Source organism: Roseomonas sp. HF4, from assembly GCF_005222755.1.
Lineage (GTDB): Bacteria > Pseudomonadota > Alphaproteobacteria > Acetobacterales > Acetobacteraceae > Neoroseomonas.
Window position 1 is genome coordinate 1 of the sequence record NZ_STGD01000029.1, and the last position, 21,421, is coordinate 21,421.

At 67.6% G+C, this 21,421-nt stretch carries 16 protein-coding genes and 6 pseudogenes; 5 read left to right on the top strand and 17 right to left on the bottom strand.

What is annotated here, in order from left to right:
- The first annotated feature begins 309 nt into the window (after positions 1 to 309).
- Positions 310 to 782, top strand: a pseudogene (locus tag E8M80_RS27090) (plasmid pRiA4b ORF-3 family protein).
- Positions 783 to 1,068: 286 nt separating this feature from the next.
- Here the strand turns inward: E8M80_RS27090 and E8M80_RS24815 are convergent.
- The 10 genes from E8M80_RS24815 to E8M80_RS24865 all read right to left on the bottom strand — a co-directional run bounded on the left by E8M80_RS24815 (position 1,069) and on the right by E8M80_RS24865 (position 11,268).
- Positions 1,069 to 1,479 (bottom strand): hypothetical protein, encoded by a 411-nt coding sequence (locus E8M80_RS24815; RefSeq protein ID WP_137128418.1) that lies wholly within the window; start codon positions 1,477 to 1,479, stop codon positions 1,069 to 1,071.
- A 9-nt stretch (positions 1,480 to 1,488) separates the two neighbouring features.
- Positions 1,489 to 1,800, bottom strand: coding sequence for a hypothetical protein (locus E8M80_RS24820; RefSeq protein WP_137128419.1), 312 nt, complete (start codon positions 1,798 to 1,800; stop codon positions 1,489 to 1,491).
- Between the two features lie 29 nt (positions 1,801 to 1,829).
- The gene (locus E8M80_RS24825; RefSeq protein ID WP_137128434.1) at positions 1,830 to 2,291 is read right to left on the bottom strand and encodes a Dps family protein; all 462 of its coding nucleotides are present in this window, start codon (positions 2,289 to 2,291) and stop codon (positions 1,830 to 1,832) included.
- Positions 2,292 to 2,484: 193 nt separating this feature from the next.
- Entirely contained in the window at positions 2,485 to 3,354 is an 870-nt protein-coding gene (locus tag E8M80_RS24830; RefSeq protein WP_137128420.1) for a hypothetical protein, read from the bottom strand.
- Positions 3,355 to 3,530: 176 nt separating this feature from the next.
- Positions 3,531 to 4,196, bottom strand: coding sequence for a hypothetical protein (locus E8M80_RS24835; protein ID WP_137128421.1), 666 nt, complete (start codon positions 4,194 to 4,196; stop codon positions 3,531 to 3,533).
- An 816-nt stretch (positions 4,197 to 5,012) separates the two neighbouring features.
- Entirely contained in the window at positions 5,013 to 5,930 is a 918-nt protein-coding gene (locus tag E8M80_RS26895; protein ID WP_137128422.1) for an IS3 family transposase, read from the bottom strand.
- Positions 5,931 to 5,968: 38 nt separating this feature from the next.
- Positions 5,969 to 7,279, bottom strand: a complete 1,311-nt coding sequence (locus E8M80_RS24850) for a PHB depolymerase family esterase (RefSeq protein WP_370287468.1) — start codon at positions 7,277 to 7,279, stop codon at positions 5,969 to 5,971.
- 34 nt (positions 7,280 to 7,313) lie between these two features.
- On the bottom strand, positions 7,314 to 7,736 hold the full coding sequence (locus E8M80_RS24855; RefSeq protein WP_137128436.1) for a CopG family transcriptional regulator: 423 nt from the start codon (positions 7,734 to 7,736) through the stop codon (positions 7,314 to 7,316).
- A 67-nt stretch (positions 7,737 to 7,803) separates the two neighbouring features.
- Positions 7,804 to 9,078, bottom strand: a complete 1,275-nt coding sequence (locus E8M80_RS24860) for an FAD-binding oxidoreductase (RefSeq protein ID WP_137128423.1) — start codon at positions 9,076 to 9,078, stop codon at positions 7,804 to 7,806.
- A 36-nt stretch (positions 9,079 to 9,114) separates the two neighbouring features.
- On the bottom strand, positions 9,115 to 11,268 hold the full coding sequence (locus tag E8M80_RS24865) for a catalase (RefSeq protein WP_137128424.1): 2,154 nt from the start codon (positions 11,266 to 11,268) through the stop codon (positions 9,115 to 9,117).
- 481 nt (positions 11,269 to 11,749) lie between these two features.
- Here E8M80_RS24865 and E8M80_RS24870 point away from each other — a divergent pair.
- Positions 11,750 to 12,313: pseudogene (locus E8M80_RS24870) on the top strand (IS3 family transposase); the annotation flags it as partial.
- A 21-nt stretch (positions 12,314 to 12,334) separates the two neighbouring features.
- On the opposite strand, the pseudogene E8M80_RS24875 reads toward E8M80_RS24870, so the two are convergent.
- The 4 genes and pseudogenes from E8M80_RS24875 to E8M80_RS24890 form a co-directional block, all read right to left on the bottom strand.
- Positions 12,335 to 12,579, bottom strand: a pseudogene (locus tag E8M80_RS24875) (helix-turn-helix domain-containing protein); the annotation flags it as partial.
- A gap of 151 nt (positions 12,580 to 12,730) precedes the next feature.
- Positions 12,731 to 13,088 (bottom strand): annotated as a pseudogene (locus E8M80_RS26805) (transposase); the annotation flags it as partial.
- Positions 13,089 to 13,107: 19 nt separating this feature from the next.
- Entirely contained in the window at positions 13,108 to 14,151 is a 1,044-nt protein-coding gene (locus E8M80_RS24885) for a YihY/virulence factor BrkB family protein (RefSeq protein ID WP_137128428.1), read from the bottom strand.
- Between the two features lie 18 nt (positions 14,152 to 14,169).
- Positions 14,170 to 16,116, bottom strand: coding sequence for an AI-2E family transporter (locus tag E8M80_RS24890; RefSeq protein ID WP_137128429.1), 1,947 nt, complete (start codon positions 16,114 to 16,116; stop codon positions 14,170 to 14,172).
- Positions 16,117 to 16,407: 291 nt separating this feature from the next.
- Here E8M80_RS24890 and E8M80_RS24895 point away from each other — a divergent pair.
- Positions 16,408 to 16,710: pseudogene (locus E8M80_RS24895) on the top strand (integrase core domain-containing protein); the annotation flags it as partial.
- A gap of 79 nt (positions 16,711 to 16,789) precedes the next feature.
- On the opposite strand, the gene E8M80_RS24900 reads toward E8M80_RS24895, so the two are convergent.
- Together E8M80_RS24900 and E8M80_RS24905 are read right to left on the bottom strand one after the other, a co-directional pair.
- On the bottom strand, positions 16,790 to 17,386 hold the full coding sequence (locus tag E8M80_RS24900) for a DUF2171 domain-containing protein (RefSeq protein ID WP_137128430.1): 597 nt from the start codon (positions 17,384 to 17,386) through the stop codon (positions 16,790 to 16,792).
- Positions 17,387 to 17,503: 117 nt separating this feature from the next.
- Positions 17,504 to 18,679 carry a DUF2382 domain-containing protein gene (locus tag E8M80_RS24905; RefSeq protein WP_137128431.1) on the bottom strand — a complete coding sequence of 392 codons (1,176 nt, stop codon included), beginning with the start codon at positions 18,677 to 18,679 and terminating at the stop codon, positions 17,504 to 17,506.
- A gap of 872 nt (positions 18,680 to 19,551) precedes the next feature.
- Between E8M80_RS24905 and E8M80_RS24910 the strand changes: the two genes are divergently transcribed.
- Together E8M80_RS24910 and E8M80_RS24915 are read left to right on the top strand one after the other, a co-directional pair.
- Complete coding sequence (locus E8M80_RS24910) at positions 19,552 to 19,851, top strand: hypothetical protein (protein WP_137128432.1); 300 nt, start codon at positions 19,552 to 19,554, stop codon at positions 19,849 to 19,851.
- A gap of 340 nt (positions 19,852 to 20,191) precedes the next feature.
- On the top strand, positions 20,192 to 20,635 hold the full coding sequence (locus tag E8M80_RS24915; protein WP_137128433.1) for a hypothetical protein: 444 nt from the start codon (positions 20,192 to 20,194) through the stop codon (positions 20,633 to 20,635).
- A gap of 105 nt (positions 20,636 to 20,740) precedes the next feature.
- Here E8M80_RS24915 and E8M80_RS24920 read toward each other — a convergent pair.
- Positions 20,741 to 21,301 (bottom strand): annotated as a pseudogene (locus tag E8M80_RS24920) (IS3 family transposase); the annotation flags it as partial.
- Positions 21,302 to 21,421: the final 120 nt, after the last annotated feature.

A 21,421-nucleotide genomic window follows, 5' to 3' on the forward strand; every position in this document is an offset into this window, starting at 1 on the left:
AGCATCCCAATCATGACCCCCGGCATCACCGAGAGCCAACGTGAACCCCTTCAGCAGAGGGGGCCCTTTTGGACGCCGATCACCCCTCCATAGGGGTCCTTCTTCCACGCCGATCCACAGCCACCGTCCTGCCCTGGCCCACCAGGACTTCCACCTGGCGCAGCTTCGCCACGATCTCCTCAGGCGTATGCGTCTTCCTCTTCGCCATCTCCGCCTCCCAAACGCAGCCGCCGGACTACATCACCGGCGGACCGCTTCTAGGGGGTCAGGTCAATGCTGAAGGCTCCGCACGAGGTCATCCAGGCGGCGATGGGGTGGCTCGACTACCACCTCTGGGAATTCACCGTCGGCCAGCGACGGTTCGGCCTGCCGATGGACGAGGATTGGAGCACCGAGCCGCGCATCGAGGCGGCGAAGTTCCGCCTGCGTGAGGTGCTGACGCCGCGCAAGACGACCATGATCTACGTCTGGATTTCGGCGACGACTGGACGCACCGCCTGATCCTGACGAACATCCGCCAGGGTGAGCCCGGCATCGGCTACCCGCGCTACATTGCCGGCGAAGGCAACGCACCGCCCGAGGATTGCGGCGGCATTCCCGGGTTCTACGAAAAGCTCGAGATCGCCGCCGATCCCAGCAACCCCGAGCACAACGAAATACGTGAATGGCTGGGCGACTACGATCCCCAAATCATCGACGAGTTGCAGATCAAGATCAGCCTCGGCCGCATCGCCAAGCGCAGGAACGCTGCAAAGGCTCGGATCAAGAAGCAGGCAACCTGACCAACATCATCAGGTCGAGAGCATCACCCCGCGGCCCTCGCAGGATGGGTACCTTTTGTCCGCATGGCCATGATCCGCATCATGCTCCGCCGTCTCGCAGCAATGCCCTCAGCATGAATCGGAACTTCCCGGATGGGCTCTAGACATGGAGTGTCTTCCGGCGCACCGATCGCCTCGCCGGCGCCACCCTCGGCGCGCGAAGCATCGGCCCTGACCGCTCGATCGTTACAGGCAGCCCTCGCCGCCGTGGGGCGGCATCAGGCCGATGAGAGCAGACTGCGCTGCTTCAGCGTCGGCGAAGCCAGATCGCGATTGCCTCCCCGGCCATCGCGCCGAGCACCGGCGCCGAACCCACCGCGAGCGCTCCCGCTTCGCGCATCGGGCTGCGCGCCGCGGCCGAGAGCATCATGCTTCGGAGCGCAAGCGCCTCCTCCGCCACCGGATCGCGCCGTTGCTGCGCCAATAGCGCGAGGATCCCCGCCACCACCAGGTCAGCCACTGCGACGATGCCACAGGCTGCGGCCAGACCGACGCGCGGCGCCAATCCGATCACCGCCGCGGCATGCGCAAGCCCGATCGCCGCCACGCCGAACAGGCTGGCCGCGGCCAGCCAGGCACCGCGCCGAGCCGTCATCCCCACCGTGCGGCGCAGGCGGAGACCCTCCGCCTGCGCCGCGACGCCGAGAAGGCTCAACATCCGCATGGCTCAGCGCCGCAGCAGCAGGCCGATAGCGATACCGGCCAGCGCCGCCGCACCGATCGCGGCGATCGGCTGTTCGCGCACGCTGGCGGACAGCGCGCCCGTCTGCCGGCGTACCGCATCCATGGCGCCATGCGCGGCATCCTCGGCACGGCCGGCGACCTCGGCCAGCGCCGGGGTGACGCGGTCGCGCATGAGCGCCTCGACCTTCTCGCGCAGGGCCGCGAGCTCGGCCCCGGCGGCGTCCTTCGCAGTCTGGGTCAGATCGGACACGGATTCGCCAATGCCGGACGTCTTGTTCGTCGGATAGGACGACATGGTGTGTGCTCCTTGTAGCGAGTGATGGATCAGGCCGAGTGGCTTCGCAGCATCCAGGCGGCCTTGTCATGGGCCGCGATGCGCGCCACCAGCAGGTCGTGGGTAGCGAGGTCGTCTTCCGCCTCCTCGGCAAGCGTGGCAGCCGCAGCCGAGAGCGTGCGGTGATCATCGCCGAGCATGCGCACCATCCCCGACGCGTCGGGGATGCGCGCCGGCTCCGTGAGCGTTGCCTGCGCAAGCATTCCCTCGATAGTCATCGGTGCGGGACTTCCCAGCGCGCGAATGCGCTCGGCAATCACGTCGACCGCCTTGAACAGCTCGGTGTATTGCACCTCGAACAAGGTGTGCAGACCGTGGAAATTCGGGCCCGTCACGTTCCAGTGGCAGGCCTGGGTCTTGCCCATGAGCAAGTAGCTGTCCGCCAGGAAAATGGTGAGGCCACCCACGATCCCGTCATTGGGTGGTTCGTTCGCGCCGGGCTTCGATTTCATCGTGGCGTTTCTCTTTTCAGTCATGGTCTTCTCAACGCTCCCTGCTGCCGATGGTTGCCCATGGGCAGCTCCAGGCCACGCCGCAGAACCCGGGTCCCGCACGGGATGATTCGGCGCAGGTGCCCAGCCGCCGATGTGCAGCAGGCGTCGCGCGGTGGCGCAGTCCGGACGAAGGAGCCGCGCCACCGCCGCCTCAGGACGTTTCGTCGCGCAGCCGGCCGCCAAAGGCAGCGGCGGCACTGGCCACGAAGGCGCCGATCAGCATCGCCAGGGCCCCGAACAGCGCCACCTTCGCTGCCGTCTTGCGCGCGGTCTCGGCGACTTCGCGCGTCTCGACGGCTGCCTGCTTGGCGCGTTCGATGGTCTGATCCACCCGTTGCCGGGCATCCTCCTGCGAGATCCCCGCACGCGCGGCGATGATCTCCGAAAGGTAGATGCGTTCAGCGGGCGGCACATCGCCGCTGCTGAGCCCGTGCGCGATTATGCGCGTCACCTCGGGCACGACATCCGTCGCGGCCGCATCCCTGGGCGCGGCGCCGCCCTGCGCGGGGCGCATCAGCACGTCGAGGTCATATTGGCTGAGCGGGCCGATCGTCGCTGCCGCCGCCTGCACCGCGCCTTCCGAAACCGCGCCAACGCCGCGCGCGGTGGCACCGATAATGGTGCCCGCGGCGGAACTCAGCAGAGCCACGCCGATCATCGTGGACAAGGCCCATGCAAGCAGCCCATGGGCCGTGTCGCGAAAGAAGATCTCGTCACGATGAACGCCGGTCCAGTTGGTGCGGAGGCGACCGGCGACATAGCCACCGACACCCGCGGACAACCACTGCACGACGATCAGCCAGATGACCGCGCCGACCGCCAGGGAGGTAGCCGATGCGCCTTGCCCAGCCCAGGGCGAGACCGAGGAAAAGCCAAGCCCGACGCCAACCATCAGCAGGACCAGCGTGGCGGTGACAGCGGTCAGGCCGCCGGCCACGATGGCAGGCCACGAGACGGCGGACGCCGGGCTCTCGACGGTGTCGACGACGGGCCCGCCGGTGAGAACCTGAGCGGGTCTCATCACCAAATCAACGCGAGAAGGATGATGATCGGGATCGGAATGCCGATCATCCAGAGAAGTATTCCTCGACCCATGGGGGCCTCCTGTCTTGGGAGGGGTCGTCGACGACGCCCGATTCCGTTAAGCGGAGTATCAGGCCGCGCCGAGTGAAACGGCGCGGCCTGGTCGTGAGGCGTTCAGCCCCGACGAAGTTCGTGCTCGGGGCGCGCGCCGCTCACATTGGTGCCGGCGACATCATCCACCGCACGGCTCGCCATGGTGCCGGGCGGGTTACCCGGGGAGCCGTTGGGCGCCCTGCTGCGGCCGGGATTGTCGCTGCTGTAGCCGCGCCAACCCGTGTTGCGGTAGTCAGCCTCGCGATCCGCGACGTTGACGGTCGCGTGTCGGGTGACAATCTCCTCCGCATGCGCCATGCGCGTGTCGTCGACACGGACCGTCACGATGGTGCCGCCGCGATTTACGCCCTCGGCGTAGACATGCGCTTCCTTCTCGTCGACGCCCGAACTTGTGAGCGATCCGATGAGTCCGCCCGCCGCTGCGCCAGCGCCAGCGCCGGTCAACAGCGCGACGAGCCACCCGGCGGCGACGATCGGACCGACGCCTGGAATGGCCAGGGCGCCGATCCCGGCGAGCAACCCGGCGCCGCCACCCACGATCGTACCGATCGAGGCGCCGACGGGGGCGCCGCTCTCGGCCTCGGCATTGTCGGGCACCGGCGCGACCGAGTGCTTGCCGATGATGCTGACGTCGCTATCCGTGAATCCCGCCGCTTCGAGATCGCGCACAGCGTCCGCCGCCTGCGTGTAGTTGTCGAATAGCCAGGTTCGTGTGCGCATGGTCATGGTCGAACTCCTTTCTTGCGGGGAGCCGCTATCGGCCATGGCCGATGAAACGGCACCCGCGCTTTTCGTATGCGTCTGCAAGCCCTAGCGGGGCGTCGGCGGGGTGCTGCTCGGCGGCATCGAAGTGCTGGTCGGCGGCATCGAGGTGCCGCTCGGCCGCGCCGAGGTGCCGGTCGGCTGCATCGAGGTCGTGCCCCGGGCACCCGTGCTGCTGCCCTGACGAGGCAGCATGGCGACGCCCGAACCTGCGGCAATGCGGCCCTGGAAGTCCATGGCGATATCAACGGTCGACCCGTTGCGCGTGCCGCGGGCACGCCAGAAGCCGGCATCGTCCTTCACGAGGCCCTGGATGCTGGTGAAGCCCGCATCCTCGAAGCGACCTTGAGCCTGACCCTCCGTGAAGCTGTTGGACCCGGGTTCGAGCCTTGAGGCATCCACGATGGACGTGCCTGCGGCATCGGCGCGGGGAGCTGCACGGCTCGCCGTACCGGGGGTTGCCGGGGTGCCGCTCGTCATCGGCGGCGCTGCTGCCCGCGGCATGGCCGAAGGTGCTTGGCCGGATGAGGTCGGGGGCTGCGTCGAAGGCGGCTGCGTCGAGGGCGCCTGCGCCGGAGTCGTCTGCGCCTGAGCGCCGGCGGCAAGCGCGCCGATAAAGTAAAGACTAAGTGTTCTGGAGCGCATTTCGGTTCCTCCAATGATTTTGGAACATCATACCGCCCGATAACCGCGGTATTCATAAAGTGAAACTGAGCCGGAAAGGGAAAGTTGCGCGACATCGTGTCAAGAATCTGTGAGCACTTGACTATGTGCGCAGGCTCAGGCTCGCGGAGGACGGATGCCCCAGAACGCCGCGATATGCTGGGCCGCGGAGACGTCGGCATCGATGGCCCAGGGCCCAGCGCTGCCACCGTCGGGTCCCTTGGCGTCGATGGGAAAGCCGTGGGTCAGATCAGGAATGGTCCAGAGTTCAACTGCCGGGCTGGCCGCCTTCCCCCAGGTCCGTCGGCGAATGTCAGGCACGGGGGCCGTGTCAGCCGCAGGGGCCTCGCCCAGGCCATGGAGGCCGCTCCACTGCGCGGCGAGGACATCGGCATTCGCAGGATCCACGGTTCGATCGCTGCCGCCGTGCCAGACGGAAAGGCGCGGCCACGGCCGCGTTCCGCGCGACGCGGTGCGGGCGAGCAGACCGGGCAGCGGCCGCTGGCGCGCGATGGCCGTGTCGAGCGCGGCCAGGGCCATTTCGTGGCTGAGGTGGTCAGCCATCGCCCAGCCTACGACCCTGCGCGTGCAAAGATCGAGCACCGCGGCGAGATACAGCCAGCCTTCCGCGGTCCAGATGTAGGTCAGGTCGGCAAGCCAGACCCACTCCGGCGCCTCCGCCGTGAAGTTGCGCCCAAGCAGGTTGGGCGCGATCGGGACGGCGTGGCTGCTGTCCGTCGTCCGCCGGAAGCGGCGCCTGCGGCGCGCCGCCAGACCCATGCCGCGCATCAGGCGGGCGACCCGCTTGCAGCCAACCCGGCGGCCGCGGGCGCGCAGTTCGGCATGCACCCGCGGACTGCCGAAGCGGCCGCGGCTGGCCGCATGGGCGGCCCGGATCTCGGCAGCCAGGACGTGGTCGGCGGCCGCCCGCGCGCTCTCGGCCCGGCTTGCCCAGGCGTAGTAGCCGCTGCGGCTGACGCCCAGCGCCTCGCACATGACGTTGACGGGGAAGTCGGCGACCTGGTCATGCGCCATCGCTTCTGCCGCAAGAGCCAGCGCCTCTCCGCTGAAGGTCAGAAGGCGTCGCCTTCCAGCGAATGACCCAGGAAGAAGCGCAGCATCTCGCGCGATGCATCGGGGCCGCGTGGGTCGGTGTAAGAACCGTCGCTACTCCCCCCAGACCACGCATGGCCGCCGCCATGGACCAGCCACTGTTCGAGTACCGGTCGGCCTGCCGCATCGGTATGGGTGGTAAGGGTATAGGCACGCCCGCCGGGTACCTGCCCACGCCGCACTTCTTTGTGCAGGGCCTCGGCGCCGGCAGATTGGGCTATCACCTCGTCGCCATTGCGCGGATGCACCGTGCCGTCCATGTCGGCGTGGAACACGATGGTGGGTAAGCGCCGACGGGCATCCGTGCTGGCCGCTTCCGTCGCACCGTGCCGCATGGCGGCGAAGGCCGAGGGCATGTCGCGCGCTGCGCCGCAGGCCAAGCCCGAATGCACGCCAACCGCGGCATACAGGTCCGGATAGGTCACCGCCATGATAGCCGCCGCTGCGCCGCCGGCCGACAGCCCGGCGACATAGACGCGCCGGCCATCGACCGCGTGGTCGTCCATGGCCTGCCGCGTGATGCCGGCGATCAGCGCGGGTTCGCCCTGGTCGCGCCGCTGGTCACCCGGGCTGAACCAATTCCAGCACTTCTGGGCATTGGCCGACTGCGCCTGGCCTGGATAGGCGACCAGGCAGCCATGCTGCTCGGCCAGCATGTTCATGCGTGTGCCGGCGGCGAAATCCTCCGGCGATTGCGTGCAGCCATGCAGCATGACGACCAGCGGCATCGCCTTGGCATGGCCGGTGCTGGGGACATAGAGCCGGTAGCCGCGACTGCCGGCGTGGTTGGCGAAGGACCGCGTCAGGAACTGCGCGCCCTCGGGCAGCGAGGCGGTGCCCGGCGATGCGCCGCCGCGGCGGGCCCGGCCGAGCACCTCATGCAATGCCCGGGGAAGAGACGGCATCGCGAGGCCGGCACCGCGGGCCGACCACGCGCCGGCGCCCATTCGCGACGGCGCAGGGGCATCCTGGATCGCAGCGGTGTCGGTGGCCTCACCGGTCTGCGGGTCGACATCGATGATGCGCGGCGCGCGGCCTGGTCTGGGCGGCGTGGCGGCGGCGTCGTCCGCCTCGCCACGCAGGGCACGCCGCAACAGCGCGGTGGCTTCGGACAGCCTGCCAGCGCGGGTCAGCCGCGTCGCTTCGATCATCGGGTTAGGCAGCAATGCGTTCATGGCGGGATCTTTCGATGCGTGGGTCGGGGCCAGCCATGCTCGCGCGGGGCAGGGCCCACATCCCGCGGGATGGGGGTGTCGTGCGTCGATGGGCACGAAGCAGGCGCGCGAAGGGGCCCGCGCCTAACGATCAGGCCATGCGGTCGGCTAGCGCCGCCTTCACCGCGACACTGGCCTGGAGCGCACCCAGCACGGCGATCGAGGCGATCGTGGCGCGCGCCAATTCGGGCGTGACATCCGCCGCGATGGTGGCGAGCCCTAGGATGCGGATGTCGAGCCGTTCGCCCGCCGCGCGCACCGCTTCCAGATCCGCCCGGCTGTACTGCCGCAGTCCGAGGTCCAGGCGCTTGCGGATCACCGCCTGCTTCGTCGCGTCGGCATGGCGTTCGATTTGGTTGCGGATCGCGGTGCGGATAAAATCTGTCCGGTTCGAATAGAATCCGTCCTGCACCAGCAGATCGATATGCCCGAGGTCGACATAGCCTAGGTTGATCGTGATCTTCTCGGTGTCACCGGCCAGCCTCGGGCGCAGCGTCTGTACGTTCTCGGCCATTTCCATCCGAACACCATCTGTATGGATGGTATATGGATGTTGCAGGGGGCCGTTCAAGCGCCCCGGCTCAACCGAGGCCGAACAGGTCCGCATCAGGATCCGGCAGGCCCAAGATGGCCCGCTGGACCATTTCCGCCGCGATGGCGCTGAAGGTGATGCCGTTGCCGCCGAACCCCATCACCGCGTAGCAGCGCGGCGCGCCCGGCACCGCGCCGATCGCCGGCAGGCCGGTGCTGCTCTCCCCGAAGCAGCCGGCCCATGCAAAGTCGGCCGCGGTGTCGATCATCGGCAGCAGCCGCTGCAGCTTGCGCCCGATGCGGGCCACCTTTGCTGGGATCAACGCATCACGCTTCGCATCGTCTTCGAAGGCCGCGTCCTCGCCGCCGGCGACCACGCGCCCGTCGCGCATGGTGCGGCAATAAAGGTAGGGATCCGACGCTTCCCAGATCAGGCAACGGCTGGGCCACAGCGCGTCGGGCTGCGGCGCCGTGGCCATCGCCCAGGTGGAGATGATGCGGTAGCCGGGCGGCTTGAGCAGCTTCGTCAGCGCATAGCCAGTGGCCAGCACCACGCTGCCCGCGGAAATGCCGTGGCCCGTATCGGTGCCGAGGGTCACGCGCCGCTTGCCCGGAGCGATGTCGATGACCTCGACCGGGGCATGCAGCATCGCGCCCCGTTTCGCGGCAGACCGCCACAGCCCGCGCGCCAGCTTGGCGGGATCGACCTCTGCCGAGCCCGCCGACCAGATCGCGCCGGGCTTGTCGATGCCGGTCAAGCCCAGCAGCGCGGCACGGTCGATCAGGACGGAACGCAGGCCGATGCGCTCGCGCGCCGCGGCCTCGCGGCGCAGGCCAGCGAGGTCCAACACGGTGCCCGGCAGGTAGGCCGTGTGGCGTTCACGGAAATCGCAGCGCAACCCCAGGTCCGCGATGCGCGCCTGCAGCCGCGCCACGCCGCTGGCCGAACGCCACCAGGCTCGGGCCGCACGCGCCGTGCCGATGCGCTGGCCGAGCGTGGTCAAGGGCTGATCGATCTCGAACTGCAGCATGGCCGTGCTGGCCGGCGTCGATCCGCGCACGAAGCCGATGCGGTCGAACACGGCAACGCTCAGCCCCGCCTGCAGCAGCGCATCCGTGACCAGCGCGCCGCTGATGCCCCCGCCGATCACGGCGACATCGACCTTCAGATTGGCGACCAGCGCGGTGGATGCCGGCGCCCGCGCGCCATCGGCCAGCCAGACCGGCACGCCGGTGCGCAGCTTGAGCGGAACGATGGCATCGATCGCGTGCAGCGCTGCGCGGTTCGACTTCGCGCGGCCCGCCCGCGGTGGAACCGCCGCCATGTCGGTCACGCCGGCGGGCGGCGTAATGGGCGTCGCTCAACCACGCGGCACGCGCGGCGGCGCAGGGCCGGGCGATATCTTGGCCGGCAACGGCAGCGCAGCCTCCCGGTCCCAGAAGCGCAGGGCTCGGCAGCGCGCCACGAAGGCGGCAGCATCGGCCGTGGCACGCACCGCGACGACGCCGTCATCGGCGGCGGGCACGCCAGCCTTTTCGAACAGCGCACGGGCCGCCTCGCCGTGCGCGATGAACTTGCAGTGCGCGAAGGCATCCGCAACGAAGTCGCGCGCCTCGGTCATCGCCGCGAGGAGCACCACGCCCTCGGCCGACGGCAGGATCGCCACGGCGTCGAACAGCACGGATGGCCCGGCGACCAGGGCATGGTCCGCGCGGATCCTGCTTCCGTCGCTAGCCACAATGCCGGCGATGGTTGGCGCGACCAGTTCGAGCATGGCGCCCTCCGCATCCAGCGCCGCGCGTAGTGCCTTCAGCAGTGCCGCATCGCTGCCGTCGGTGACCAGCGCGCCGACCTTGCGTCCGCCGAAATCGGGCGGCGGATTGGACAGGATGCTCAGCGCCGGTGAGGGCAGCAGGTTGGTGCGGACGGCGCGCGCCGGCTCCGCCATTACCGGCAGCTTTGCGATACCGAGCTTGCCGGCGACCGCGGCGGCCAGCGCGGCATCCACGTTCAGCAGATGCGCGATCACGCGCAGGCGGATGTCCGCGCTTTCCACCTTGCCGAGTTCGAAGGTGAAGGCATCGCGGATATGGCCCTGCTCGACCTTGGTCTGGCTGATATAGAACTGCCGCGCCTGGCTGTAGTGGTCGGCGAACAGCTCCGGGCGCGCGCGCAGCTTCTCGCCGGCCTCCTCGGAGGGGTGGGTGACAAAGCCGCGCTGCGGCGATTCACGCGGCCCTCCGGCGGCGCCGCCTCGGGAATTGGGTTCGTAGTTCACCCGTCCCTTGGGGTTGCGGAACGCCATGTGCCCGTCCTGCTGGAAATGCGCGAAGGGGCATTTCGGCGCGTTGATCGGCAGCTGGGCAAAGTTCGGGCCGCCGAGCCGCTTCAGCTGGGTATCGAGGTATGAGAAGTTGCGCCCCTGCAGCAGCGGGTCATTGGTGAAGTCCACGCCGGGAACGATGTTCTGGGTCATGAAGGCGACCTGCTCGGTCTCGGCGAAGAAATTGTCCACCACGCGGTCGAGCACCAGGCGCCCGACGCGACGGATCGGCACCAGCTCCTCCGGGATCAGCTTCGTGGCGTCCAGCACGTCGAAGTCGAAGCTCTCGGCGAAGGCCTTGTCGAACAGCTGCAGCCCCAACTCCCATTCCGGGTAGTCGCCGGCCTGGATCGCCGCCCACATGTCGCGGCGGTGGAAATCGGGATCGGCGCCGTTCAGCTTCACCGCCTCGTTCCAAACCACCGACTGCATGCCGCGCTTGGGCTTCCAGTGGAACTTCACGAAGGTCGAGTGGCCTTCTGCGTTGACCAAGCGGAAAGTGTGGACGCCGAAGCCCTCCATGAAGCGCGGCGCTCGCGGGATGGTGCGGTCGGACATCGCCCACATCAGCATGTGCGTCGATTCCGGCGTGAGCGACACGAAGTCCCAGAAATTGTCGTGCGCCGTGGCCGCCTGCGGGAAGCCGCGGTCCGGCTCGTCCTTCGCGGCATGGATCAGGTCGGGGAACTTGATCGCGTCCTGGATGAAGAACACCGGGATATTGTTGCCGACGATGTCCCAGTTGCCCTCCTGGGTGTAAAGCTTCACGGCGAAGCCGCGCACGTCGCGAGCCAGATCGGCCGAGCCCTTGTTGCCCAGCACGGTCGAGAACCGTGCGAAGGCCGGCGTGCGTTCGCCCTTGCGGGCGAAGATGTCGGCGCGGGTGATGTCGGTCAGCGGTTCGTAGGTCTCGAAGAAGCCATGCGCGCCGAAGCCGCGGGCATGCACCACACGCTCGGGAATGCGCTCGTGGTCGAAGTGGAAGATCTTCTCTCGGAAGTAGCCGTCCTCGAGCAGCGCCGGCCCGCGCGCACCGACCCGCAGGATGTTCTGATCGTCGGCGACCGGCGTGCCTTGTTGCGTGGTGAGAACCGGCACGTCGCCGCCGGACGTCTGATGCACCTCCCCGCCGACGCCGCGGTGGCTCCGCGCCTTGTCCTGGCAAGGCTTCGGCAGACGTGGTCCCGGCATGGGTGCGATTCCTCGTTATCGAACGTGGCAGGCCGGGAACGTTGGAACTCGAGCGATGGTTGCGCTGATGCTGCACACCACGTCGCGCGTCACGCGATCGCCGCACCTGTCTCGAATGTGATTGGCCGGCAGAGGCAACGCCGCCCTCATCGTGTTGCCCTGTGCTGGCACGCCGCAGTAACATCCCGGGGGCCCATGCCGCGACTTCGCCGAAGCCCCTTCTTGAGTCTTTCGCTCAGCTGTAGAAGTAACGACTTCATCTGACGGATGATCGATCTGAGGGGCGTTCGCCCAGGGTGAGCGGCGCGCCGACGCCGACGCCCCGACGAGAGCAGGCGGCGCCGGCGCGCCGCGTCGGGCCGAGCCCGGCCGATCAGGCGGCCTAGATCGCGCGGCTGCGCAAGGGACTCGAGCGCGTCCGAATCGAGCGCGACATCTTTGAGCGAGCTGCGCTCATCTTCGGCCAGGCGACGGACCGGAGGTGAGCTTCATGTTCATCCGTGACCAGGTCGCCGACTTCCCCGTCAACGTCATGTGCGAGGCGCTGGGCGTCAGCCGCAGCGGCTACTACGCCTGGGCAAGCCGGGCCGAGAGCGCGCGGGCGGCCGCCGACCACGTCCTGGCTGCCGAGATCCGGGCCGCCCATGCGGCCAGCCGCGGCCGCTTCGGCAGCCCGCGCGTGCATGCCGAACTGCGCGCCCGCGGCCGCCGGGTTGGCCGCAAGCGGGTCGCCCGCCTGATGCGCCGCATGGGCCTGGCGGCGCGCCGCAGGCGCCGCTTCCGCCGGACGACGGACAGCAGCCACGCCTTCCCGATCGCGCCCAACCTGCTTGGGCGCAACTTCACGGCGGAGGCGCCGGACCGGGTCTGGCTTGCCGACCTGACCTACATCTGGACCGCGGAAGGCTGGCTGTATCTCGCCGCGGTGCTCGATCTCTGCACGCGCAGGGTCGTTGGCTGGGCGATGGCGGACCACCTCGGCCACGAACTGGCCCTGGCCGCGCTCGACATGGTCATCGCGCGCCAGCGGACGCTGCCCGGCCTGCTCGCCCTCCATCAGCCGGCAGGGGCGCCCGTCGCGCCAGTGGTCCGACAAACCGGCAGGGCCACCGCGGTTGTAGCGGATACCCCCCAGTCCCGCAGCGTCTGACGATCCATCCCCGCGATCCGTGCCACAGCCTCTCGGCTCATGCCCTCCAGCGCCGCGGCGATCGCCAATAGCCGTCGCGCCAGGCGCGGGTCGTCCTCGTTCTTCGCAAGCCGCCGAAGCTCACTCGGCGGCACATCCTCCCGGATCATCAGCGCCCGCATGGTACACCCCACGAAGCCATGCCCGCCGATGAATCACGACCGACCGCGTAGGCTCAACCCCAAGAGTCAGCCCTTTGTGCGCCGGATATTAGAGCGCGGCGACGCGGCGCAACGCCTCCTTGGCGACCGGCGCCTTGGCCTTCTGCGCGAGGTCGTAGAACTGCCGCCGCGCATGGCTCCAGCAGAACGCGGCGACGGCGGGGACCGGCCCCCGTGGTCGCGTCGGCAAGGCCCTTGTATCCGGCATAGCCGTCGCACTGCCGGGTACCGCAATAGTCGGCGAGCAGCGCCCTGGCATGCTCGCACCCGCGGCCTGGGGCGTAGGCGTCGACGACCGCCGGCGGGTCGGCCCCGCCCTACAGCCGGTCGTCGCGCGCGATGGTCCAGATCCAGCCGGTCTTCGTCTTGCCGCAGCCAGGATCGAGCACCGGCACCGACGTCTCATTGGCGAACACGCAGGGCGAGCATGCCGGCCAGATGTATTCGCCGGCACTCCAGCATCCGGGCATGAGCGCGTAGATGCGGCTGTCATCGCTGAGCCTCACCTACCGTGTCCGCCACGATCGCCCCTCGTGTCCCGAGCGGCTTGGGCTGTCCTCGTGTGGTGTCGACCGCGGTCTGGCTTTCCATCTCCGCATTCAGCTCAGCCCCGATCAGAACAACGACGGCTGAAAGCCAGATCCAGGTCATGAAGCCCACGCCGGCCCCAAGCGCTCCATAGACGCGGTTGTAGCTGTCGAAGCTCGCGACATACCACGAGTACAGCATCGAAACGCCGACCCAGAGCACGGCGGCCGCCACACTTCCCCAGGTCACCCAGCGCCACTTCGCGGATCGCCGGCTCGGGCCGTAGCGATACACAAGCGAGAAGCCCAGCATGACGGTCAGAAGCAGCACAGGCCAACGTGCGAACGACACGACACGCTCCGCCCAGCTTGTCATGCCAAAGACACCAAGAGCACTGGGGAGGATGACGACTGCACCCACGGCCGTGACAACGAACAGCGCCGCGCCGAGGGTGAACAGGAAGGTTGTCCCGTAAAGGCGCGCGAGGCTGCGCTTCTCGCGTTCCCGGTAGACCACATTCAGCGCGTCGAACAACGCAAGGATGCCTGAATTCGCACTCCAGAAAGCAATCGCCAGGCCGGCCAAGAAAGCCAAGCCCAGCGTGTCGCTACGCTGCGCGGCCAAGCGCTCCAGTTCGTCGCCAACAAGCAAGAGCACGCCGCTGGGCACGATGCCATCGAGCCCGGTCAGCAAATTGCGGACCCCAACCCTGTCGGCGAAAAGGCCATAGAGGGAAACCACCGTGGACAGGCCGGGAAAGATCGCGAGCAGGGCGAAAAAGGCCACGCTCCCCGCAGTCGAGAGGACACGATCCTCCGGGATGGCCCAGAACACGCGCCAAAGAATGTCGTGCCAACCGAGTGCGGGGAAGTCCTCCGGCGCGGTCGCGTCGCGCCCCCGTCCGGGCTGTGCTGCCCGCGTCAGCGCCACGCTGAGCGGTGATTCGCCTTCGCGTTCAACCGTAGAACGCCAATCCTGTGCGGAGTCTCCTGCCGGGTCGGACATCCGCGATACCCATGCCCCCTATTGCGCCGCAAGTGCCGACGGCGTCGCGTCGGTTGTCCTCGCGGCGGTGGCGCAGGCTTCGACGGTGTCGTGCAGGGACGTCGTGTAGATGTCGGCGCCGATCGCTGCCTGCATCCCCGTGTCCGACAGCACCGCCTCCCCCGCCGGCCACAGACCGACCAGGACTGGCACACCCGGCAGGTACTGCCGCAGTCGGCGAATGAGGTAACGCAGATGTGCCGGGCTGCCGCTGATCTTGAGGTATGAGATGCACAGCATCTGCACGCCAGCGCTGTCGACGCTCTCCACCTGGTCACGCGCAACTGCGGCATGTGGCAGCAGGGCGGCGCCGATGTCGTGTTTATTCAGAAGCTGTGTGAGCATCGCTGCCGCAGCCTCGTCCAGCGGCCCACGGCCGGCCACGCAGAGGATGGCTCGCGGCGACCGCCACGCTTCTGGTAAAGGCTCCGGTAAAGGCTCCAACGTCAGCGCCATACCTTCGGGTGATGATGTCTGCGGTGCGTCCCGGTCCTTAACCTTCTTCGCCGCGCGATTCGTGTCGCCGTGGCTCGCGAGGTCGGCGATGACACCCAGGGCCGCGCCCGCAACTCGGTCGAGCCGCTCCTGCGGAAGCACTCCTCGTTCGGCATCCACCGCGGCCAGCTGCAATCCCTTGAGCGCCACATCGTCGTAATAGGAGGTAAGGGAACGCTCCTTGAGGAGCTGCTCCGCCTGGTCCAGCGCCTCATCCCGATCTCCCGCCAGCATGCGCTGGTAGAAACCTTCGGGAGGTGTCAGCGGAGGTTGGTCGCCTAGTATGACATCGAGGAACTCGAGCCGTTCCACATGACGTCCGAGCACAACGAGGCAAAGGGTGAGCGGCATGGCGAGGATCAGCCCGATCGGTCCCCAGATCCAGCCCCAGAAGATCGCGGCCATGATAACCGAGGTGGGCGACAGGCCCGTGCTGTGCGCAAAGACGACGGGCTCAGCCACCTGACCGACGAGGGTTTCGCCCACAAGAAACAGCACGGCCGTCCACAGGACGGCTGTCCAGCCGGAATCAACCGCCGCAGCGAGAAGAATTGGAGGCAACGCAGCGAGGATCCCTCCGACAAAGGGCACGTAGCGCATGAGCCCTGCCAGCGCGCCCCACAGCAGCCAGCCCGGTACGCCAAGCAGGAACAAGCCAAGCCCGATCACCAGGCCATAGCCGGCGTTCAGCCCCAGCTGGAGCAGGAAGAACCGGCTCAGTCGTCGCGCTGCATCGTCGAGCGCGGTGGTGGTGCGGTGCAGGTCGGTCGCACCAGCGAGGCGGATCAGGCGATCGCGCAGATCATCGCGCTGAAGCAGCACAAAGACGGCGACGACGAAAACGATGCTGGCAGTGGCCAGGGGGGGCAGGATCGGGGTGAGGTATCTTCCGGCCAGTTCCAGGGGAGACAGGTCGCGGGAGCGGAGCTCGACAAGTACGGGTTGGGGTCCGTCACCCGTCGTCGGGCGGGAACCCGTGACGTCGGGCCCGTCGGCCGACGTGGAACCGGTTCCTCGGTTCAGCACGCGCCCGACATTATCCAGCACACCGGAGAGCTGCCGCTGGGCGACCGTACGTACCGCCTCAACCTTCTGCTCGACAGCAAACGCATAGCGCGGCAAGTCGTCGGCGAGACTGGCCAACTGCAGGCCGATCACGACACTCAGGACGAGCACCGCGCTGAGCGCCATGGACGACGTGAGCAGTACGGCAGGCGCACGCCAGATGTGCAGGCGCCGCAGACCGTCGACAATGGGCGCCAAAACGAAGGAAAGCAGCATCGCCAGCGTGACCGGGATCAGTACCTCCCGGCCGAGATGGAGCGCTGCGACGACGACCACACCGAGCACCACCGCCAGCAGCGTCTGCAGACCGGGCGGCTGGACTATCGGGACGTGGGGCCGTTGCGGTGCAGGCGGGGTCGCCGACATGTGTCATCGATCTCCTGCTCCGGCACGACGGCACCCGGACGATGATGCGGTGAGTAGAACCAACGCACGAACCCCCGAAAGGTTCAGATCCGACGCGGGCCCGATAGACACCAACCAGGGCCAGGCTTCAGGCGGCAACCAGATGCTGGAACCGAATGGTCACGCGCAGGCCAGTCTCGGGCGAAGACCTGGCATCGAGCTGCGGTCCGGCATGCTGCCGAAGCCACTCCACGATCAGGGCTCCGAGCCGCCCGGAGGTCGGCCAACTTGCGCCTGGCGACACGTGAATCTAGCCAGTACATTTCCATCCACCACACCGAGCGCCTCGCGCAGGCCGGCATCGAGCCGTCGGTCGGCAGCGTCGGCTACAGCCATGACAACGCCTTGGCCGAGAGCATCGATGGTCTCTACAAGGCTGAGGTCTTTCACCGGCGCGGCCCATGGCGATCGCTCGAGGCTGTGGAATTGGCCACCCTCGAATGGATGGACTGGTACACCCATCGGGGACTTCTGGTGCCGATCGGCAATATCCCGCCGGCCGAGGCTGAAGCGCTGTACTATGCCGCACCGGAAAACCTGCCCCTGGCACCATGACTCAGGCCAGACAGCCTCCTGCAAAACCGGGGCGGTTCAGCCAGCATCGCCTTCCCCTTCGCCGAGGGTACGGATGCACTTATCGCCGGAGCGCCATTCCAAAGCCGATTCCGGCGACTACCGCGAGCGTCAGGCTCGCGAACGGATGCTGCTGAATCGCCCGGGCTATGGGATGGATTCGATCTTCGGCGGGCTGCCCCGTGTCATCCTTCGGGCCAAGCTTGGCCTTGGCGTCCAAGACCTCATCGAGGTTACTGCGCTCACCACCCACCATCCCCTCCGCGGTGGCTTCGGATAGCTGGCGCGCATCCTGTTCGAGTGTGTCGAGCGCAACGCGCTTCTGTTCATCGGAAAGTTGGCGATCCGTCACGACGTCATCTGGCACGTGGAAGTGCGTCGAGGGTTTCTGCGCCCGTTCGCTCGCGACCAACGACGTGGCCACGGAAGCTCCTTCTGCTTCCCGCGAAGCCTGCGCGGTCACGTTGAGCTTCACCGTATCCCCCTCGACTGTCTCGACGGAGCTGAGGGGAATGGGCCCGCGCCCCTCGTTATCGGAGCCGTCAGTACGCGTGAGTCGGATGCATCCATCCTCGACGCGATCGATGGTGCCCAGGTACACGCCGTCGAAATCGACAACGGCCATCCGGGCGCGCACTCGCTCTGACATGGAGTTCATGACGGCATCCTCAGGTTGGCAGTTCCGCTTCAAGTAAAGCGCCTTTGCCACATGCTGGTATTCGAGCCGGTCGCCGAACGCCGCCGTTGCGACGGCGGCTCGGCTGCCATCGCCGCCTCAAGTTGAGGCGGCGACCAATTTCCGGGTTCGGTTGGGTTGCAGAATTTCAACCTCGTCACGCCGGACCGTTTCCTTCACCGTCTCGACACGCTGGGTGCGCTCGGTCCGGACCACAATCTCCTCACGAAGGCGAAGGCGCTTCTCGACGGTGGGCACCTCCTCGGTTTCGACGATCTCGACGGTCACTTCGGTCAGGATCTCACCGGTGACCTTGTCGCTCACCGGCCGGCGGCGCTCCACCACCACCCTCTCACTCAGCAGCGTGACCTCCCGCTCGACCGGTGTCTCGACCACGAAGCGACGAATCCGTGCCGTGCCGCGGTTCTCCGTACGCTTGCCGACTTCGAGGACCTCCTCGCCAAGCGCGATGACCTCCTCCATGCCGGACACGCCGCGCGGCTTGGCCGAGCCCTTCGGCTGCGCGTTCTGCATTGCGCCCAGCCAGGGCCACATGAACATATTGGTCAGCGCCACGGCCGGCGATTGAGCGATTGCCGCTGCGGCGATCTGGCTGGCGGCCTTGGTGCCGACCTTCGCGGCAACGGCAACCGGCTTCAGCGCCACCTCGGCAAGCTGGCGCGTCTGGGCACGCAGGCGCTGCTCGGCGGCGGCCTGCTCCTGTTCAGCCTTCGCGTCTGCCTGCTTTTGCAGTTCGGCCTCGCGCGCGAGAAGCTCGGCCTGCACACGGTCCTGCCGGGTCTTCGCCCTCCGCTCCTCGGCTTCGTCCTGCTTGGCCTGCTCGGCCTCGGCGATGCCGGCTTCCATCTTGTCCGTCACGCCTTGGACCTGCTCGTCGCTCAGCGCGCGCTGAACGGCGGGAAGAAGCTCCTTCCGGTCGTCACGCGCATGCTGACGGAAGACCTTCTGCAGGTCCGCGAGGCTCTCCGAGAAGGTCGCGTCGTTCTTCGCCATGCCGTCTAGCTCCGCCACTTTCGCGCGCAGCTCCTTGTTGTCGCGGATTGCGTCGGCGACCAGGTCCTTGGTCTCGGCATTCCGCCTCAGGACCGGAAAGAGGTGCTGCTCCTCGAGGCTGGTGTGGAATTCGAGCTCGGCCTTGAGTTCGGCAAAGAGCTTTTCCCGGGTCTTCAGTGCGCCGTCCGATGTCTCGGACAGTTTGGCAAACAGTTCGTTGGCCTTGGCAGGACCGGCCTGCATTAGAGTTCGAAGATTCATGACATATGTCCTTGGAACGGCCGCTGGCGCGAATTGCGACAGCACCACGGACAGGCCTGGACCTGTCCACGAGCGGGGGTGCGGTGAATCCGACGCTGGCCTTCAGCAGGACAACGCGGGTACGGCTTCGGGGTTGCGTGGCATGACAGGGGTATTGCCCCGCCTGCTTGGCTGACCGAAACACCCAGCGCCGTGAGAACGTTCCGATGACGCCGCCGAAGGCGATGATTCTCCGCGTGGTTGGCGGCGTCCGTCAGCCGCTCACCACGGTGAAGCCCACAGGCGCCCGTCGGCGGCACGATCCGCGTGCACGTATTGCCGAAGCTGTCCGTGTAGTCGCGCGATGCGATGGGTGGATCGAAACTGACCTCATGCGGGCCGATGAGGTCCGATAGGCGGGAGGGATGCGGGCTGACCATGAGCAGCATCGGCGTCGGTTGCGGGCAGTCGAATGCGATCTGGCAGCCGGCGCTAATACGCATCTTGAGGTCCTCTCAGGATTTTCCGGTGAAGGCGCGTGGTCGCCGCCCGGTCGAGCGCTGTCGGCCCCTCCGCTATCATGGCCAACTCGTCAGATGGCGACCGCATCGACGTGCAGGACAAGGCGTGGCGATGGTCACGCACGACCGCCGCGCCGACCAGGTCGCCATCGCGTTGGTGGGGTCGAGGTCAGCGCGCCCCAAGGTCGAGCGTGCCGCGTATGGGCGGGACCCGGGAGGCGGCCCACGCGTCAGCGCCGCTGCGGACGCCTTGCCGCCGATGGCGTCGGCGTATCGATAACGCCTTGCCCGTCTTCGCCGGCGCGATCCTCCGCCGGGTCTGGCTCGGGCGCAGGTTTAGGATTTTCGGCATTTTCCGGAGTTGGCGCAGGGATGGTGCCCTGGCCAGTATTTTTCGGTCTGGGCGGCGGCGGCGTGATGTGGGCGCGCGCGGGCGGCGGTTTGGTTTATTTTGGCATGGGGTCCTCTGGATGCGTCCGATGCTGCGCCCTGCGGATCAACACACCGACGGCGGCGAAGCTGCGCGCCGCGCGTTACGCTGGACGACGTCCGGTGCGCTTCATGATGCGGCCAAAGCTCGCGGCGTTCCCCAATACCGTCATCGTCGAGTGGAACCCGCGCAGCATCTGCGCGCTGGTTGTGCAACTTGCCCGTCGATGGCGCGTTCACTGAACCTACGCTCGATCCTGAGCGAAACAGTCACACATGGCCAGGCTCTGCACGGACACGCGAGGGTCGGCCACGACGGAGAACGTCACATGTCTATCTCCATCCGCGCGGCACAGGCTGCAACCCTCGGGCTCCTGGTGCTGGGGGGGTGCACGGTAAACAATCCTCCGGCGGAGCAGGTCGTGATCCGACAGGCGCCTGAGCCGACGACGATGATCGTCACTCCCCCGTCTTCGAGCGCGCCAAGCACCGTCTACGTGCGGCCTCGCTGAGTGCGGCCATCCCTGCGCTGCGGAGGTATCCGCGCCGCCGGCAGCCAGGCCCTGAAACAAGGAGCTGCACGATGTCCAAGACTATGAGGGGGCTTGTCGCCCTGGGTGCACTGGCCATCGCCCTGCCGGTCGCGGCGCAGTCGCCCGCACGACAAACGGGTGACGCCGCCGTCACCGAGATGCAGCGCCAGCAGGCCAATCCCGGCATTCCGGCCGTGCCGAGCCAGAACCGCGAAGGTGCTATGGCGGATGCCCGCGACGCTGACTGGGTTGGCACGAGGCAGTGGCTGACTCAGGCGCGGGATGCCGTGAACCAGGGCAACTTCGGTTCCGCCAACGAACTCCTCGAACGTGCGGCGACGCGGATGCTGAGCCGCAGCGTGCTGTCCTCGATGGCGGCCGATCCGATGCACGATGCTCGCCTGCAGCAGATCACCCTCGCGCGCGAAGCGGTGCTGCGGCGCGACCGCAGCGAAGCGATGCGGCAAATCGACCTGGCACTCGTCCCCGGGTGAATCATCGTCGATGAGGCCTCGTTCACGACCAACACGGCCCACTTACGAGGTTGAGAGCTAGGTCGGCGGCGTGACCAGCCCCCATCGAGTGATCCAGGCGAAATTTTAGTGGGCCATCGCAGCCGTGCCTGCTCCTGAGCCGATCTGCGACCTGGCCATGGGCACCGTCTCTGGAGCGGGCGGGCGTTACCCAAGCGCCGAGTGCGGCCGGACCCGATTGTAGTGCCGGCGCCAATCCTCGATCAGCACCTGCGCTTCCCGCAGCGTATTGAACACCTCGCCGTTCAGCAGCTCATCGCGGAGCTTGCCGTTGAAGCTCTCGACGTACCCGTTCTCCCACGGGCTGGCCTTCTCGATGTAGGCAGTGCGTGCACCCACGCCGGAGATCCATGCCTTCACGGCCTCGGCGATGAACTCCGGCCCCTGGTCCGAGCGAATGTGCGCGGGCGTCCCGTGCGCAAGAAACAGGTCCGCCAGCACGTCGATCACGTCCGACGAACTCAGCCTCCGCGCGACGCGGATCGCCAGTGCCTCGCGCGTGAACTCGTCCACCACGCACAGCATCCGGAACTTCCGCCCCTCCCGGGTCCGGTCCTCAACGAAGTCGTAGGCCCAGACGTGGTTCGGCCGCTCCGGCCGCAGCCGGATGCAGGACCCGTCCGCTAGCGGGACTGTCAGGAATTCCGTGTGTGGCCGGTCATGATGGGAAAGAAGGAGCTCCCCCATGGCCCGACGGAAAGAGTTGATCATCCCTGACGCGATCCTGGACCAGTTGCTGTCTGGGTC